A 14436-nucleotide genomic window follows, 5' to 3' on the forward strand; every position below is an offset into this window, starting at 1 on the left:
TCTCCCGAAGGTAGCAGGCTTACGCCTGCTCCACAGTTGCGCGGGCACGAGCATGCTTGTCTTGCTTCTCGTCGTTCTTCGTTGCCATTAATGTGATGTTGAATTCCACATCAAGGTAGTTGTCTTTGAAACCCATGGCTTTAATTTGCTCTGGCTCAGATACAGTTTTTGCTTCTACAACCAATTCGTCACGCGTTGCGAAAGCGAAATCGTCATAGGTGTATTCATCGCCGGCTAAGTTAATTTGCGTAGTAAGATGCTTAAAGCCGTCTTTTGCTACAAAGTAGTGAATGTGCGCAGGACGATTACCATGTCGGCCAAGGCTTTCTAGCACTTTCATCGTTGAACCACCTGGAGGGCAACCGTAGCCGCTAGGTACAATACTGCGTGCGCGATAGCAGCCTTGCTCATCAGCAATGATGCGGCGACGTAAGTTAAACGGTGTTTGAGATGGGTCAAAATGCGAGTAAGCACCTTTCACGTCGGCATGCCAGATATCAACAACTGCGCCTGCAATTGGGTTTCCTTCTTCATCAACAACCTGACCATGTAGCCACATTTCTTGGCCAGGTGACTGACCGTCATCCATTCTTGCTTCGCCTTCGCTTGTCGGCGCGCCTTCAACATACAACGGACCTTCAATAGTACGTGGTGTACCGCCTAGCTCACCAATGGCAGCGTCTTTGGCGTCTTCACGAACATCAAGAAAATGATCAAAACCTAAACCTGGAGCAAGCAGCACGGCTTCGCCATTAGCACCTAATTCATTTAGGTAGTTAACGCCTTGCCAAAACTCTTCTTGTGTAATGTCGAGGTCTTCAATCATCTTGAACACGTCAGTTAGCAAGCGGTGCATAATTTCTTTAGTGCGAGGATTGCCTTTGTCGTTGTCTAGACCAGCGGCACGCTTAAGTAACGTTTGAACATGTTCAGTTTGTAAAGTATTGATAGTAGTCATAGTCTTAGTCTCCGCGCTGCAATGCAGCGAGTTTTTGCCTGTTAGTTTTTTATTTGATTGATGAAGGGTGCTGACACAAAGGCGTCACACTCATCGTCATAAAGGGGTACAGCGGTAAGCCCATTAGTACGTCGTGTAAATGCTGGTTATCCTTCACCTCAAATATGCTCACATTGGCGTATTGACCAGCCACTCGCCAAAGGTGTACCCAAATGCCTTCTTCCTGCAGTCCTTCGGCATAGTTTTTTTCTTTCAACTTAATTGCATTAAATTCTTCTTCGCTCAGATGTGCTGGCGGTATCACAGTCATTTCAACTTTGAATAACATATTTGCTCCTTACTTCGCCTTGCGGGTGTATTGACGTAATTTGTCCTCATCGATTTCGAGCCCTAGCCCGGCTGTCGTAGGAACTTCAACGCCAAAGTTGTGATAATTTAGAGGGGATTTAACGATGTCATCGCACTGCAGAAGTGGGCCAAACATCTCTGTGCCAAATTCAATAACAGGTAGAGTCGACCATGCATGTAACGCGGCAGTGGTACCCACAGTGCCTTCGAGCAGCGTACCGCCATATAGCCCAATACCTGCCGCGTTGCACACAGCAGCCACATCAAGTGCACCAAACAGTCCGCCTGCTTTGCCTATCTTAAGGGCCACTGAGCCTGTGAAGCCTTGCTGAGCCAACAAAAGGGTATCTGTGCTATCAGCAATAGATTCATCAGCCAAAATGCCGATGTTAAATTTCTTAGACAGACGTACAAGGCTGGCAAAATCTTTTGCAGGAGTCGGTTGCTCTACTAAATCAATACCGGCTTCTTGTAGTGCAGCCATACCATAAGTAGCTTGAGACTCGCTCCACGCTTGATTAACATCAACGCGAATACTTACGTCATCGCCTATCGCTGCTTTGATCTTGCCCACATGCGCTACATCATCACGTACTGAACGAGAGCCAATTTTCAGTTTGAAAATGTTATGGCGCTTTTCGGCTACCAGGCCTTTCGCTTCTTCAATGTCTTTTTCGGTATTGCCTGAGGCCAATACCCAAAGACAAGACAAATGATTATTGCAAGAACCACCGAGTAAGGTTGAAACTGGCACACCAAGTTGTTTACCAAGCAAATCAAGCAGGGCCGTTTGCACCGCAGACTTGGCAATAGGGTTACCTCTAAAAGCAAGTTGTAACTTGTTAATTAATGCTTTAGGGCTGGCAACTGACTGTCCAATCAAATAAGGTGCTAAATAAGTATCAATGTTGGTTTTGATACTTTCTGGGCTCTCAGCGCCGTACGCAAGGCCACCTATTGTTGTACCTTCGCCAATACCTTCAAGGCCGTTGTCGTCGGTAATTCTTACGATAACCATCGACTGAACCGCCATAGATGTCATGGACAATTTGTGTGGTCGTATCGTAGGAATATCGACAATGTAAGTTTGAATTTGTGATATCATGTAAATGTTAATTTTGTGTTGCCAGTAAATGTCTGTGAGTAACCTACAAATATTATTTGTTAACAACCAATATTGATTTAGTTAGTATCGATACCTAGGAGGTATGGTGGAGTTAAGGCATTTACGCTACTTTTGCGCGGTAGCAAAAGAAAAGAACATGACCAGAGCGGCCGAAAAGATATTCATGGCCCAGCCACCTTTAACTAGACAAATCAAACAGTTAGAGGAAGAAGTTGGCGTTCAACTCATTCAGCGAGAAGCCCGTGGCATTACCCTAACCCCCGCTGGCGAATACTTCTGGAAACAGGCTCAACTCATACTTGAAAAGTTAGCTTCATGTGTTGAAGAAAGTCGGCGAATTGATGCAGGAAAAAAGCGAATTTTCAGAATTGGCTTTGTTCCATCCATTTTTTACGGGCAACTTCCTCAGCTTGTTAGGCGCTTAAGACAGCAGCACAAAGTGGATGTTGAACTGCACGAAATGAAAACTGGTGAACAAATAGAAGCCCTCAAGTCAGGTAAAATTGATATGGGTTTTGGTCGGGTTGTGATGCCATCACTAGAAGCCGATGTGACTCAGAAGTTGTTGTTCAGCGAGCCTATCCTTGCCGCTCTACCTATCCATCATCCACTTGCTAATGACGATGTTGATATGGCAGAGCTCGCAACACTGCCATTAATTACTTACCCAGGTGGTAAGCCTCCAACGTTCGCTAACATCTGTTTGGATCTGTTTGCCAGTCGCGGGTTGAGAGTCAGAGTTGCCCAACAAGTTAATGATATAGGTACTGCACTGGGTCTTGTTGCCTCAGATATGGGCTTCACCCTTGTGCCTGAACAAGTGATGCGCATGAATAGAGATGGTGTAGCGTTTGTTCGGCTTAAAGACGACGGCATAAATAGCCCGGTGTTTCTCAGTAAACGTGAGGAAGCCGAAGATGACATTATGGCTGCGGCCATGGTGATATTAGATGAGTTGGTGCAAAACCGAATAGAAGGTCGCTACCCCTAAAAGGGGTTAGCGCAGATCTTGTTTTATTTGTTCAGCAGCATGCTTAAGTACTGGAATACAATGCTCGGTGATGGTCTCTAAGCTCACCCTTAATGCATTGGTACTTAAGTTCATCGCCCCCAGCAATTCACCTTTGCCACTAAATACAGGTACAGCAACCGAGCGCAACCCCGCTTCAAGCTCTTGATCAACAATACTAAAACCTTGTTGCTTAACCTTAATCAGTTCCTGTTCTAACGCCTGTGCAGTGGTAATACTCTTCTCGGTGTGTGGGTGTAACTGTGCTTCATTCACCCATGCTGTTAATTCTGAAGCGTCAAGATGTGCTGCAAGTACTCGCCCCATTGACGTATACGGTGCAGGCAGTCGAGTGCCCGTTGTTATGTTAATCGACATAAGACGATGTGATGCCGGAGAACGCGCCACGTACACCACTGACTGTCCATCTAACTTCCCAAGAGACGCCGACTCCCCTAATTCTGCGGTAATTGATTTAAGGTAATGCTCGACCACTGCTATATAACCATTGCTGCTAGTATAAGCTTGCCCTAACGACAGCACTTTAGGTGCCAAGGCGAAGAGTCGTCCCTCGCGACGGATATAGCCAAGAGAGTGCAATGTAAGTAAAAACCGACGGGCTTTAGCCCTATCAATTCCCATTTTTTCAGCTACTTGCGATAAGGTCATTTCTTTGTTTTGACCATCAAACGCCCCTAACACCTCTAGTCCGGTAGCAAGCGCGCTTATGTAATCGCGATGGGTTGACGGTATTTTTTCTTCACTCATGCACTATGTCTCTTGTTGGTTCTTGCGAATTATTTCTTATTGTTTAACGAAGTACCAGTTCTCTTATGAATTCAGCAACATAAATTGGTTTGACTGATCGCCCCAGCAATTTTTAACATTTATTACTTGACCTAAACAATCAAAGTTATTAATTTGTTCGCATTATGAATCAACATTCGTATTGCGAACTTTTATTATGACACTATTTACAACACTTTCAAAAGCTATTGAAGATGGCGTTAAGGACGGCGACATCGTTGCATTAGAGGGATTTACTCACCTCATTCCTTTCGCCGCAGGGCATGAAATTATTCGCCAAGGACGCCGTAACCTCACATTGGTAAGAATGACCCCTGATCTTATTTACGATCAGCTAGTCGGTGCAGGATGTGTAAGAAAACTTGTATTTTCATGGGGAGGAAACCCAGGTGTAGGTTCTTTACACCGCGTACGTGATGCCATTGAACACGGCTACCCCGCCCCACTTGAAATTGAAGAGCACAGTCACGCAGCAATGGCGAATGCTTATGAAGCGGGCGCATCAGGCCTGCCCATGGCGGTATTCAGAGGTTATGTAGGTAGTGATCTGCAGCACGTAAACCCCAACATCAAAACCGTTACTTGCCCGTTTACCGGCGAAGCGCTGGCAGCGGTGCCATCAATTAAACCCGATGTTGGCATAGTCCATGCGCAAAAAGCAGACCGCGCAGGAAACGTACTCATTGAAGGTATTTTAGGGGTTCAAAAGGAAGTTGTGCTCTCTTCGCGCTACAGCATTGTCACCGTTGAAGAAATTGTGGACGACTTAGAAGCAGGTCCAAATAGTTGTGTGCTTCCCGCTTGGACTATCAACGCCATTGCCACCGTGCCGTTTGGCGCTAAGCCGTCTTATACACATGGTTACTACCCGCGCGACAACAGTTACTACAAGAGGTGGGACAGCATAAGCCGAGAGCGCGAGCCATTTTTAAAGTGGTTAGATGAAGAAGTATTTCAAGCAGGAGAATAATTATGACCGAACAATATACTTCAGATGAAATGATGACGATTACCGCGGCCCGTGCTTTGAATAACAATTCGACTTGTTTTGTGGGCATTGGCTTACCAAGTGCTGCAGCGAACTTAGCACGCCTTACTCATGCCCCTGACATAACACTTATTTACGAGTCAGGTACTATAGAAACCAAACCGCAGGTTCTACCCTTATCTATTGGTGATGGCGAACTTTGCGAGTCTGCACTCACCACCGTTTCAGTTCCCGAAATGTTTCGTTATTGGCTGCAAGGTGGTCATATTGATGTGGGTTTCCTTGGCACCGCACAAGTAGACCGATACGGCAACATTAACACAACAGTCATCGCTGCATCACACAAAGACAGTGGCCCCGATGGCGCTCACAGTTATGCCAATCCTAAAGTTCGTCTTCCTGGCGGTGGCGGTGCACCAGAAATTTCAACCAATGCCAAAGAAGTGATCATTACCGTAAGGCATTCAAAGCGTACTTTTGTTAAAGATGTCGACTTCATTACTACTTTGGGTTTTGGTCGAGACGGTCAAAGCCGCAAAGGCAAATCTACGCTGGGTAAAGGCCCAACTTTGGTGATTTCTGACCTTTGTATATTAAAGCCAGAAGAAGAAACCAACGAACTTATTGTAGTGAGTTTGCATCCAGGCGTTACAAAGCACCAGGTAATTGATGCCACTGGCTGGGACATTCGCTTTGCTGACACACTTCAAACCACTGACGAACCCACCAGCAGCGAAATAGAAGTATTAAGAGAACTAAAGCGCGTTACTGAAGCGGCGCACAGCCAAACGGAGACTGCGTAATGAACGTTTATTTATGTAACCCTAACCGCTCTGCCATTGGCCGGTATGCAGGTGGGCTAGCCAGCATTCGCCCTGATGATTTGCTCGCGCAAGTTATTCGTGCAGTACTAACACAGTGCCCTCAGTTACCAGCAGAAAGTATTGATGATGCGTTTTTCGGCTGTGCGAACCAAGCTGGTGAAGACAATCGCAACGTTGCTAGAATGGCCACTTTGCTTGCAGGCGTGCCATTTTCGGTACCAGCCACCACAATTAATCGTTTGTGTGGTTCTGGTATGGATGCCATTGGCCTTGCCTATCGTTCAATTGCATCAGGTGAAGCAGACCTTATTCTTGCTGGCGGCGTTGAATCTATGTCACGAGCTCCATTTGTGATGGGCAAAGCACAAAACGGATTTGACCGCTCACAAATACTTGAAGATACCACCATGGGGTGGCGCTTCATTAACCCTGCGTTAAAGCAGCAATATGGCACAGAAACCATGCCTGAAACTGCAGAAAATGTAGCAGCGAAATTCTCGATTAGCCGAGAAGCACAAGACAACTTTGCGTATCAGTCTCAACAAAAAGCCGCAGCTGCTCAAGCGTCTGGCCGTTTTGCTAAAGAAATAACACCTGTGACCTTTCAGCCAAGAAAAGGCGATGCCATCGTCATCGACAAAGACGAACACATACGCCCTCAAACTACATTAGAGGCATTGGCAAAACTAAAAGCACCATTTCGTGAAAACGGCTCGGTTACCGCAGGTAATGCATCGGGCATTAACGATGGCGCATCTGCCATGCTTGTCGCAAGTGAAGCAGCCGTTGAACGTTATAACTTAACGCCTGTTGCTCAAATTAAAGGGATGGCTACCGCTGGCGTTGAACCCACTATCATGGGTATAGGCCCAGTACCTGCGATTAATAAATTGCTTGCAAAACAAAAGTTGACCCTAGACGATATTGGCACAATTGAACTTAATGAAGCATTTGCTGCACAAGCCTTGGCCTGTATGCAGGAACTTGGACTTAGTGCAGATGATCCAAGAGTAAACCCCAATGGCGGCGCCATTGCACTTGGCCATCCACTCGGTATGTCGGGGGCACGCCTGCTGCATACTGCCGCATTACAATTTGAACAAACCTCGGCCGATTACGCACTATGCAGTATGTGTATTGGTGTTGGCCAAGGTATAGCGACACTGCTAAAACGCATTTAGGAACTCAACATGGCGACAATATCAGAGCAAGGTATTCACTACCAGTTCATTGAGACTAAGCACAAACCTGTTGTAGTGCTAGCTCACCCGTTGGGTATGAATATGCGTGTTTGGGACTACTTAGTACCAGACTTAATGCTGAACTTCAGCGTTTTGCGTTATGACCTACCTGGACACGGTGACAGTAAAGCTTACCCCGCAAACACGAAAAGCCTTGTTGAATCACAGTTAGTTGACGACTTATTAACCCTGTGTAACTCGCTAGGTATAGATAAGTTTCATTTCGTGGGTACGTCAATTGGTGGAATGTTGGGGCAACAGCTATTAATTTCCCACCCAGAACGCTTGTTAAGCACAGTGTTAACGAATACTGGTATGAAAATAGGTTCCGCTGAAGCATGGCTGGAGCGCCAGAAAAATGTGACTCAGCAAGGGCTTGAAACCCTCGCAGCCAGCTTAGTTCCAAGATGGTTTAGCCCGGTTAGTACCAAACGTTTCCCCACGTTACTGTCACAATGGGAAGGTTTGCTAGCGAACGTTGACGATCACTCTTACGGTTTATTGTGTGCGTGGTTAGGCGAAAGAGACACACATACAAAACTTAAACCTAATGGTGCACCTATTTTGCTTATTGCAGGTGAAGATGATGTCGCTACACCCACCTCATCATTACAAGCATTGGGAGAAACCCTTAGTGCACCTGTGACGGAATTAAAACAAACTGGGCATGTGCCTTCGGTTGAAGCAAGTCGCGAGTTTACGTCATTGATAAGAGAACACTTAGAAATGATTAAATAACTTGTTATTAATACTAAAATCGCTTTAGTAGTAAACAACACGGGAGGATATTCTTTATCAAAGACAAGTGAAAGTTCAAAATAAAGGCATGTTACCTTGCGTAAACTAATTATAGGTCGATGTATACGTACCTATTCACCCCGCATGTTGAGTTTTTTACTTAATTTAAAAAGCAAATGAATATGACTTAAAACCTTAGCTAAGGTACCAAGCTATTGAAATAATTTTAAAAAGGTCGCGAGCACTTTTCGTTCGAACTCGGTTGAATTGAGTTTAACTAAAATCGCTTTGATGCAACATTACTCCGTTTTCGACTATTTCCTATATTGGACACTTTAGACGTCAAAAACACTATGGAGAAGTTATGCAAAGAACTTGCAAAGCTAATTTTTAACCCTTTAAACACTTGATATAAATAAACTAAACTAGACACATTTTTTTCAAAATCCGTTGCTAGAAATAGCGTGCCGGTTCAAGTCCGGCCTCTGGTACCATTCTCTTTTTATTTACTAAGAAGAGAAACAATAAACCGACCTTGAGTCGGTTTTTTTGTGCCTGAACGAAATTGAATCGGCACGCCTAAAGCGCGCCGTCCGAGTGTCGGTCCAATCAAAGCCCGGCCTCTGGTACCATTCTCTTTTTATTTACTAAGAAGAGAAACAATAAACCGACCTTGAGTCGGTTTTTTTGTGCCTGTGGTTCTAACTTTCTCGTTAAACCACTCCCACAATAAACACTAGGCAAACCTTAACTATTTTTGGGTAGGTACGTTCTAGCTCGGTCATCACTCAAACGCTATAAGTACATCCATGCGCTGGTGCAATATTCTAGCGACCTCTATTCCAGCTTCGGTTTGCCAATAATATACAATGTGCTTTTGCGCGGGAAAGCTTCTAGCCGTTTCAAACAGTTCAGGTCTGTTTCTTCCCAAAGTTGGAGTAGTCGCAATCTGAATCATAGTTTCATGTAGCAGCGACACGTATTTTTTCGCCTGAGACAGACCCCATTTTTCGATGGTCTTGGCGGATATGAGTCGCAAGTCTTCCTCAGCAAGCTCAGATAATTTATACCTTGCCATCGATTTCTTTGCTCACTTCAGCAAAAATATCCAGCGCAGACTTATCGGAAGTTTGCCCATCAGACAACTGTTTAAAGCCCTTGCCAACCTCTTCTCTTAGTATCTCAAGTTGCTGTTGCTTCGATACATCTTTTTCAAACAACAACCGTAAACCATCTCTGATCACCTCGCTTGCAGATGTGTAAAGTCCTGATGCAACTTTTTCATTTATGCGTTTTTCAAATTCAGAGCCAAGAGTAACGTTCATAAACACCTCCACATGTTATGCTTATATTATGCGCATGTTATGATCATTTTGCTAATCTAAAGGTAGACTTTTTACAAAGCAGTACTAATTGCGCAAATTGGCTGGAATCTTGGTTGAGAATCAAAGTAGTTATGTAAAGAATTTGCAAAGTTTCTTTTTCGTCTGATAGGTAATTGATTTTATAAAACTAAAATAGCCACCGTCTTTTCAAAATCCGCTGCTAACGATAGCGTGGCGGTTCAAGTCCGCCCACTGGTACCATCTTCTTCTTTACAGAAGCAGATACTGAAACCGACTTTTGCGTCGGTTTTTTTGTGTCTAGAATTCAGCAAATCGCCACGCAAGCGTGTCGGCCGAGTGTCGGTCCAATCAAAGCCCACCCACTGGTACCATCTTCTTCTTTTAGAAGTAGTTACTGAGACCGGCTCTACACCATAAACGGGGGATCAGTATTTATCCTGTTCTATTAATTTGGGGTAAATCAGACGAGTAAATTAACTTCAAACAAAAGCTTTTTCAGGTCTTGTCTAGAATCAAAAACTAGAAGAAGAATGACTGTCTTTGTAGACTCTTCAACTCGGTAAAGCACCACATTATGACTATCGACAAGAAGCTGCCTGTATTCGGTTAACCCTAACTCCAGGAGCCTGTCACTATGAGGCGCAGAATACGGATTTCCAGAGAGTTGAGACTTAACTTTCGATTTAATAGCTCGCTTGGCCTCGTTTGCAACATTGTGATTAAATTTTCTGATTAAAAATGCATCCAGTTTTTTCAAACAAAGTTTAAAAACCGGTGTCACTTTTATGCTGTATTCAATCGTCGTCAAATGCTTCATCCAGATCCAATAGCCCGTTCTGTCGCGCTCTGCGTTCTGACAAATTTATGAGTTTTAATAATGCTATAGTTTGTTGCTGTTCTTCGTAGTCATTCGCATCCTGAATAACATACTTTGGCTTGCCATTTTGCGTGACCAAAATGGGGTTATCCAATTCCAGATGATTCGCATGTTCCTTCATGTAAGATACAGTTTGAGTTTTCATGACAATTTCTATTGGTCTAAATATAGACTTATTATAGTCCGATAGACGAAAAATGAAACGGATAGATTTCCGAGTGGACCGCAATATTTTTATGATATGCCTATACCGGAACATTTATTTAATACTTCATTTCGCACTGCCTAACAATTGAAGAAACCAAACAAACCAACTAAAGTCGCTCAACATTAACTCTTCAAAACTCCTTAAAGGCTTTAATTAATGAATATCGAACGGATGGAAACCAAGCAGCGCATGAGTCGCATTGTAAAGCACAATGGCGTTATCTATTTGTGCGGGCAAGTGTGCGCAGATGCCACGCAAGATATTACCCACCAAACCCAAACCATGTTAGATAAAGTAGATAGCCTGCTTATTCAGGCGGGCAGCGATAGAAAGCATATTCTGTCAGCTACCATTTATCTAAAAACCATGGATGATTTTGCGAAGATGAATGAGGTATGGGACAACTGGGTTCCAGAAGGTTACGCACCCGCGCGAGCTTGCGTTACTGCCGATATGGCACGCGAAGCTCTTCTTGTAGAAATCTCGGTTGTTGCTGCTGAGATTACAGATTAAGCATTAAAACGAAGAACTGATTTTAGGCTCTATGATTGATGGTATATCACCACTGCATAGAGCCAACCATGCTAAATTTACTCAAGTATCCCTCACCGTCATATCTCTGAAATATATATCCTATAGCGTATAAAGTTCTCTGAAAGTGCCGTCAAAAGCACTATTTCAAAATGCACATTGCTCCGATATGAGTTTTCATGAAGAAATTGAAACGCTATCAATACGAACGATATGCCATTCTCTGTCAACTTGCCTACCCCGACGCCGATGCGCAATACCATAAAGTATTAGATCCTTTTCACGAACGGCATCTCGTCGATAAATACGGCAGAATGAGCGTAAGAATATTGTGGGTCGAAAACAAAAAAGAGGTCATCATCGTTTTTCGTGGCTCGTTGGGCTTTAAAGACTGGCTAGCTAATTTGGTTTTTATACCTTACAAACTGAACCAGTTGGATAGGCGCTTTTTTGTGCATTGGGGCTTTGCAAGGTTACTCGCACAACCGATGTATTCAAGCACGAAGACTTCAGATGACGCATTACCGCTTAGAGAATTACTGGTTAAAGTGTTAGAACCCCTTCGCGACCAAGGTAAGCGATTTTCTTTTATTGGTCACTCATCGGGCGGTGCGGTCGCTGTGCTGATGGCTGATTATTTTCAAAGGCGATTCCCAAAGTCAGTAAAAAGAGTAGTGACTTTCGGGCAGCCCGCCGTTGGCACGCGCTCGTGGTATAAACATTACACGTTGCACCACAGGACCTACCGTATTTGTTGCGACCTAGATGTCATCACCTTTATGCCGCCCTTCCCTTTTTACTTTTGGCACGTGGGTAAAATGCTTTGGCTGCACGACGATAAAATATATGAAAACACGCCTACACATAAGCGCTTTTTTATGTCGCTTCAAAGTTGGTTGTTGCGTCCAATTACCTACCACTACATGCGAAAATATATCCGCAACAAGTCATTGTTTGACGAGCATTAAAACGATCATTTTTAGCCATTTACTCGTAATTTAAATGAGTTATTACACGCATTCCCACCCAAACGGCTTAGTTGGTAGGCGAGAGGAAGTATGGCTTCATTAATGATAGAGCGCGCAAAAGCAGCACTTAAAAACGCATTTGTCGGCGATGCACTTGCTATGCCGGTGCACTGGTTTTACAACCCAGCTGATATCTACAAAGCGTTTCCGTTAGGAATAGAGCAGTTTGAGGATGCTCCCTCCTTTCACCCATCTTCAATAATGTCGCTGCATTCCACACAACAAGGTGGCCGCGCAAACAAAGTATCAGCCAGCCAAAAAGAGATAGTGGGTGAGATCATTCTAAAAGGCAAAAGACAGTACTGGGGTAAAGACAATATTCATTACCATCAAGGTATGAAAGCAGGAGAAAATACGCTTAATGCCCACTGCGCCCGTATTGTTCTAACATGTGCGCTCAAAGGCTATGACACCGATGAGTTTTTAAACCAATACATTAGCTTTATGCGCGCCGATGAACCTAAACACCCTGACACGTATGCCGAGTCTTATCACAGAGGTTTTTTCGCGAATATTGAGCAAGGCACTCCAGCCGAAAAATGTGGTGCTGTTACCCATGATACAGCTTCAATAGGTGCGCTTGTGTCGGTAACACCTCTTGCTGTAGTAGAAGCAGCCAAGCACACTGCGCTTGAGGATGTAAAACGCCTGTGTCGTAGTCACCTATATTTGACTCACCCAGATGAATCCCTGGCGTCAGTATGCGATTTCTATGTTGAGCTGATATACAAATTAATGCACCGCGAAGATGAACCACCCAAGGACATTTTGGGTGAAATTGCACGTAGTTCAGCAGGTATGAACTTGGCCGAGCTTACCGCAAAGAACAAAAGCGATATCGAAATTGTTGGGCGTATGTATTCACCAGCGTGTTATATCTCAGACGCTTGGCCAGCCGTTTTATATTTTGCTTACCGCTATGCTGATACCCCAAAAAAGGCGTTGATGGCGAACACCAATGTGGGAGGTGACAACGTACATCGCGGTTTTGTATTAGGAGCCCTGCTAGGCTTAATTCACGGGGTTGAGATAACCCCGTGGTTTAGCGAATTAACCGACGCTAAAAAGCTAAACTCACTAATTGACTCCCTTGATATACAGTAAATCAGATACAAAGGCTGCGTGATTTTACCGGTGAAGTGAACGGTAAATTATCAGTATAAGGGCTACCGTTCATTGGTACTTCGCTTTACCTTAATTAGCATTGAGGCAAAACCTTACAGCGTCACTGTTTCACCAGTTCTCGCAGCCTTAAATATCGCGTTTACAATTCTAATATCAGCCAGTCCTTCACTACCGGTTACCATTGGCTGTCGCCCGGCTATTATGGCTAAAGCATCGTTATCCATTTGAAGGGTTTGCTGCATACCGTCAATAGGTGGCAGTGTTTTCCCATCAGACGTTGTACCCGTTACACCGTTGTAGCTCTGCATTGGTTTTAGCTGATACCAACCGTCTTCACAGTCAGCTTTGAAATGATTAAACCCTTTTACTACGCTAGTGCCGCAATCCGCCACCAGTCCGTCGCCAAAGTCCATGGTAAATAAGGTAGTTTCATCAACTTCGGTAAACTTATCAGGAAAACGTTGTGGAGGATGGCTGCCGGTAACAGCTACCGGCTCTCTGCCTGTTAAAAATCGGGGACCGTTTATCGCATAAACGCCCATGTCATATAGTGCGCCGCCGCCCATGTGCTTTTGCATACGCCAGTTGTCTGGCGACCTCCCCTGCCCTGAGTAACCGGCAAAGCTCGACACGGCCGTGATTTCTCCATAAGGCTTCGTATCTATATATTGATGAAAAGTACGGGTGTTAGGCTCGTGCTGCATACGATAGCCAATAGACAAGGTAACGTTATTTTTATTGCAGGCATCAATGATAGCTTGGCACTCCTCGCTATCCATCGCCATTGGCTTTTCACACCACACGTGCTTACCTGTATTCGCGGCCTTTACCGCGAAGTCTTTGTGCGTACCGGTTGGTGTAACAACGTAAATAACATCAATATCATCATTGTTCGAAATATCATCCATTGTGCGATAGGTATACACATTGCTTTCTTTAATACCGTGCTGGCGTTGCCACTTGGGTATTTTACTTTCAGTGCCCGTGATAATGCCGCGCAATTCACAGTAATTGGTGTGCTGAAGCGCAGGCGCGAGCAAATTGGTACTGTAATTACCTAGCCCAAGCAGCGCAATGCCCAGCTTTTTTTTGGTGGGCTGGGCCAGCAAATAAGGGCTCTGAGCGACTAACAAACCTGAACCGGCCAATTGAAGAAATCGACGACGAGAAATGCGAGGCATTAGTACCCTCCACTAAGAATTTAACCCTGTATGGTTTAAGTAGTGCCCTTGTTGCCTAGAAAGATCACTACTGTTTTTTATTCAATAGGATAAGCAACAAT

17 protein-coding genes are annotated in these 14436 nt (G+C 44.5%); 8 read left to right on the forward strand and 9 right to left on the reverse strand.

The genetic code is table 11. The annotated features are described in order from the left end of the window. Nucleotides 1-19: 19 nt before the first annotated feature. The 3 genes from catA to ACTRWF_RS11330 are packed head-to-tail and all read right to left on the reverse strand — an operon-like array spanning nucleotide 20 to nucleotide 2411. Nucleotides 20-958, reverse strand: coding sequence for a catechol 1,2-dioxygenase (gene catA, locus ACTRWF_RS11320; RefSeq protein ID WP_462835568.1), 939 nt, complete (start codon nucleotides 956-958; stop codon nucleotides 20-22). A 49-nt stretch (nucleotides 959-1007) separates the two neighbouring features. Continuing rightward, entirely contained in the window at nucleotides 1008-1286 is a 279-nt protein-coding gene (locus ACTRWF_RS11325) for a muconolactone Delta-isomerase family protein (protein WP_014977317.1), read from the reverse strand. A gap of 9 nt (nucleotides 1287-1295) precedes the next feature. Further along, nucleotides 1296-2411 (reverse strand): muconate/chloromuconate family cycloisomerase, encoded by a 1116-nt coding sequence (locus ACTRWF_RS11330; protein WP_168476881.1) that lies wholly within the window; start codon nucleotides 2409-2411, stop codon nucleotides 1296-1298. A 103-nt stretch (nucleotides 2412-2514) separates the two neighbouring features. Here ACTRWF_RS11330 and ACTRWF_RS11335 point away from each other — a divergent pair, with 103 nt between their 5' ends. Beyond that, nucleotides 2515-3423 carry a LysR substrate-binding domain-containing protein gene (locus tag ACTRWF_RS11335; RefSeq protein ID WP_462835569.1) on the forward strand — a complete coding sequence of 303 codons (909 nt, stop codon included), beginning with the start codon at nucleotides 2515-2517 and terminating at the stop codon, nucleotides 3421-3423. A gap of 6 nt (nucleotides 3424-3429) precedes the next feature. Here the strand turns inward: ACTRWF_RS11335 and ACTRWF_RS11340 are convergent, their stop codons facing one another. Further along, nucleotides 3430-4209, reverse strand: a complete 780-nt coding sequence (locus ACTRWF_RS11340) for an IclR family transcriptional regulator domain-containing protein (protein ID WP_014977320.1) — start codon at nucleotides 4207-4209, stop codon at nucleotides 3430-3432. 196 nt (nucleotides 4210-4405) lie between these two features. Here ACTRWF_RS11340 and ACTRWF_RS11345 point away from each other — a divergent pair, with 196 nt between their 5' ends. Genes ACTRWF_RS11345 through ACTRWF_RS11360 form a run of 4 tightly spaced genes read left to right on the forward strand, consistent with a single transcriptional unit; the run spans nucleotide 4406 to nucleotide 8039 of the window. Continuing rightward, complete coding sequence (locus tag ACTRWF_RS11345) at nucleotides 4406-5218, forward strand: CoA transferase subunit A (protein WP_168476879.1); 813 nt, start codon at nucleotides 4406-4408, stop codon at nucleotides 5216-5218. A gap of 2 nt (nucleotides 5219-5220) precedes the next feature. Next, nucleotides 5221-6039, forward strand: coding sequence for a CoA-transferase subunit beta (locus ACTRWF_RS11350; RefSeq protein ID WP_168476877.1), 819 nt, complete (start codon nucleotides 5221-5223; stop codon nucleotides 6037-6039). Then, complete coding sequence (gene pcaF / locus ACTRWF_RS11355; protein WP_462835570.1) at nucleotides 6039-7241, forward strand: 3-oxoadipyl-CoA thiolase; 1203 nt, start codon at nucleotides 6039-6041, stop codon at nucleotides 7239-7241. The genes ACTRWF_RS11350 and pcaF overlap by 1 nt, the downstream gene beginning before the upstream one ends. A gap of 9 nt (nucleotides 7242-7250) precedes the next feature. Then, nucleotides 7251-8039: an alpha/beta fold hydrolase gene (locus ACTRWF_RS11360; RefSeq protein WP_462835571.1), complete on the forward strand. Its 789-nt coding sequence runs from the start codon at nucleotides 7251-7253 to the stop codon at nucleotides 8037-8039. A 784-nt stretch (nucleotides 8040-8823) separates the two neighbouring features. Here the strand turns inward: ACTRWF_RS11360 and ACTRWF_RS11365 are convergent. From ACTRWF_RS11365 to ACTRWF_RS11380, 4 genes are all read right to left on the reverse strand, one after another. Continuing rightward, the gene (locus ACTRWF_RS11365) at nucleotides 8824-9117 is read right to left on the reverse strand and encodes a type II toxin-antitoxin system RelE/ParE family toxin (protein ID WP_012519645.1); all 294 of its coding nucleotides are present in this window, start codon (nucleotides 9115-9117) and stop codon (nucleotides 8824-8826) included. Continuing rightward, nucleotides 9104-9364 carry a type II toxin-antitoxin system ParD family antitoxin gene (locus ACTRWF_RS11370; RefSeq protein ID WP_012519646.1) on the reverse strand — a complete coding sequence of 87 codons (261 nt, stop codon included), beginning with the start codon at nucleotides 9362-9364 and terminating at the stop codon, nucleotides 9104-9106. The genes ACTRWF_RS11365 and ACTRWF_RS11370 overlap by 14 nt, the downstream gene beginning before the upstream one ends. Before the next feature lie 481 nt (nucleotides 9365-9845). Continuing rightward, entirely contained in the window at nucleotides 9846-10202 is a 357-nt protein-coding gene (locus ACTRWF_RS11375) for a type II toxin-antitoxin system RelE/ParE family toxin (RefSeq protein ID WP_012519647.1), read from the reverse strand. Beyond that, complete coding sequence (locus ACTRWF_RS11380) at nucleotides 10180-10383, reverse strand: type II toxin-antitoxin system prevent-host-death family antitoxin (protein WP_232362874.1); 204 nt, start codon at nucleotides 10381-10383, stop codon at nucleotides 10180-10182. The genes ACTRWF_RS11375 and ACTRWF_RS11380 overlap by 23 nt, the downstream gene beginning before the upstream one ends. 243 nt (nucleotides 10384-10626) lie before the next feature. Here ACTRWF_RS11380 and ACTRWF_RS11385 point away from each other — a divergent pair, with 243 nt between their 5' ends. The 3 genes from ACTRWF_RS11385 (at nucleotide 10627) to ACTRWF_RS11395 (ending at nucleotide 13133) form a co-directional block, all read left to right on the forward strand. Beyond that, entirely contained in the window at nucleotides 10627-10983 is a 357-nt protein-coding gene (locus ACTRWF_RS11385; protein WP_020746550.1) for a RidA family protein, read from the forward strand. Nucleotides 10984-11180: 197 nt separating this feature from the next. Continuing rightward, on the forward strand, nucleotides 11181-11969 hold the full coding sequence (locus ACTRWF_RS11390; RefSeq protein ID WP_157316547.1) for a lipase family protein: 789 nt from the start codon (nucleotides 11181-11183) through the stop codon (nucleotides 11967-11969). A 90-nt stretch (nucleotides 11970-12059) separates the two neighbouring features. Further along, complete coding sequence (locus ACTRWF_RS11395) at nucleotides 12060-13133, forward strand: ADP-ribosylglycohydrolase family protein (RefSeq protein ID WP_462835572.1); 1074 nt, start codon at nucleotides 12060-12062, stop codon at nucleotides 13131-13133. Nucleotides 13134-13246: 113 nt separating this feature from the next. Here the strand turns inward: ACTRWF_RS11395 and ACTRWF_RS11400 are convergent, their stop codons facing one another. Beyond that, nucleotides 13247-14335: a Gfo/Idh/MocA family protein gene (locus ACTRWF_RS11400; RefSeq protein WP_015067977.1), complete on the reverse strand. Its 1089-nt coding sequence runs from the start codon at nucleotides 14333-14335 to the stop codon at nucleotides 13247-13249. Nucleotides 14336-14436: the final 101 nt, after the last annotated feature.

The organism is Alteromonas sp. G5_S2_22_S1 (assembly GCF_054968525.1).

Excerpts from the sequence above, each read along its gene's own strand:
- catA (WP_462835568.1), bottom strand. The coding sequence starts at position 958 with ATGACTACTATCAATACTTTACAAACTGAACATGTTCAAACGTTACTT.
- ACTRWF_RS11325 (WP_014977317.1), bottom strand. The coding sequence starts at position 1,286 with ATGTTATTCAAAGTTGAAATGACTGTGATACCGCCAGCACATCTGAGC.
- ACTRWF_RS11330 (WP_168476881.1), bottom strand. The coding sequence starts at position 2,411 with ATGATATCACAAATTCAAACTTACATTGTCGATATTCCTACGATACGA.
- ACTRWF_RS11335 (WP_462835569.1), top strand. The coding sequence starts at position 2,515 with ATGGTGGAGTTAAGGCATTTACGCTACTTTTGCGCGGTAGCAAAAGAA.
- ACTRWF_RS11340 (WP_014977320.1), bottom strand. The coding sequence starts at position 4,209 with ATGAGTGAAGAAAAAATACCGTCAACCCATCGCGATTACATAAGCGCG.
- ACTRWF_RS11345 (WP_168476879.1), top strand. The coding sequence starts at position 4,406 with ATGACACTATTTACAACACTTTCAAAAGCTATTGAAGATGGCGTTAAG.
- ACTRWF_RS11350 (WP_168476877.1), top strand. The coding sequence starts at position 5,221 with ATGACCGAACAATATACTTCAGATGAAATGATGACGATTACCGCGGCC.
- pcaF (WP_462835570.1), top strand. The coding sequence starts at position 6,039 with ATGAACGTTTATTTATGTAACCCTAACCGCTCTGCCATTGGCCGGTAT.
- ACTRWF_RS11360 (WP_462835571.1), top strand. The coding sequence starts at position 7,251 with ATGGCGACAATATCAGAGCAAGGTATTCACTACCAGTTCATTGAGACT.
- ACTRWF_RS11365 (WP_012519645.1), bottom strand. The coding sequence starts at position 9,117 with ATGGCAAGGTATAAATTATCTGAGCTTGCTGAGGAAGACTTGCGACTC.
- ACTRWF_RS11370 (WP_012519646.1), bottom strand. The coding sequence starts at position 9,364 with ATGAACGTTACTCTTGGCTCTGAATTTGAAAAACGCATAAATGAAAAA.
- ACTRWF_RS11375 (WP_012519647.1), bottom strand. The coding sequence starts at position 10,202 with ATGAAGCATTTGACGACGATTGAATACAGCATAAAAGTGACACCGGTT.
- ACTRWF_RS11380 (WP_232362874.1), bottom strand. The coding sequence starts at position 10,383 with ATGAAGGAACATGCGAATCATCTGGAATTGGATAACCCCATTTTGGTC.
- ACTRWF_RS11385 (WP_020746550.1), top strand. The coding sequence starts at position 10,627 with ATGAATATCGAACGGATGGAAACCAAGCAGCGCATGAGTCGCATTGTA.
- ACTRWF_RS11390 (WP_157316547.1), top strand. The coding sequence starts at position 11,181 with ATGAAGAAATTGAAACGCTATCAATACGAACGATATGCCATTCTCTGT.
- ACTRWF_RS11395 (WP_462835572.1), top strand. The coding sequence starts at position 12,060 with ATGGCTTCATTAATGATAGAGCGCGCAAAAGCAGCACTTAAAAACGCA.
- ACTRWF_RS11400 (WP_015067977.1), bottom strand. The coding sequence starts at position 14,335 with ATGCCTCGCATTTCTCGTCGTCGATTTCTTCAATTGGCCGGTTCAGGT.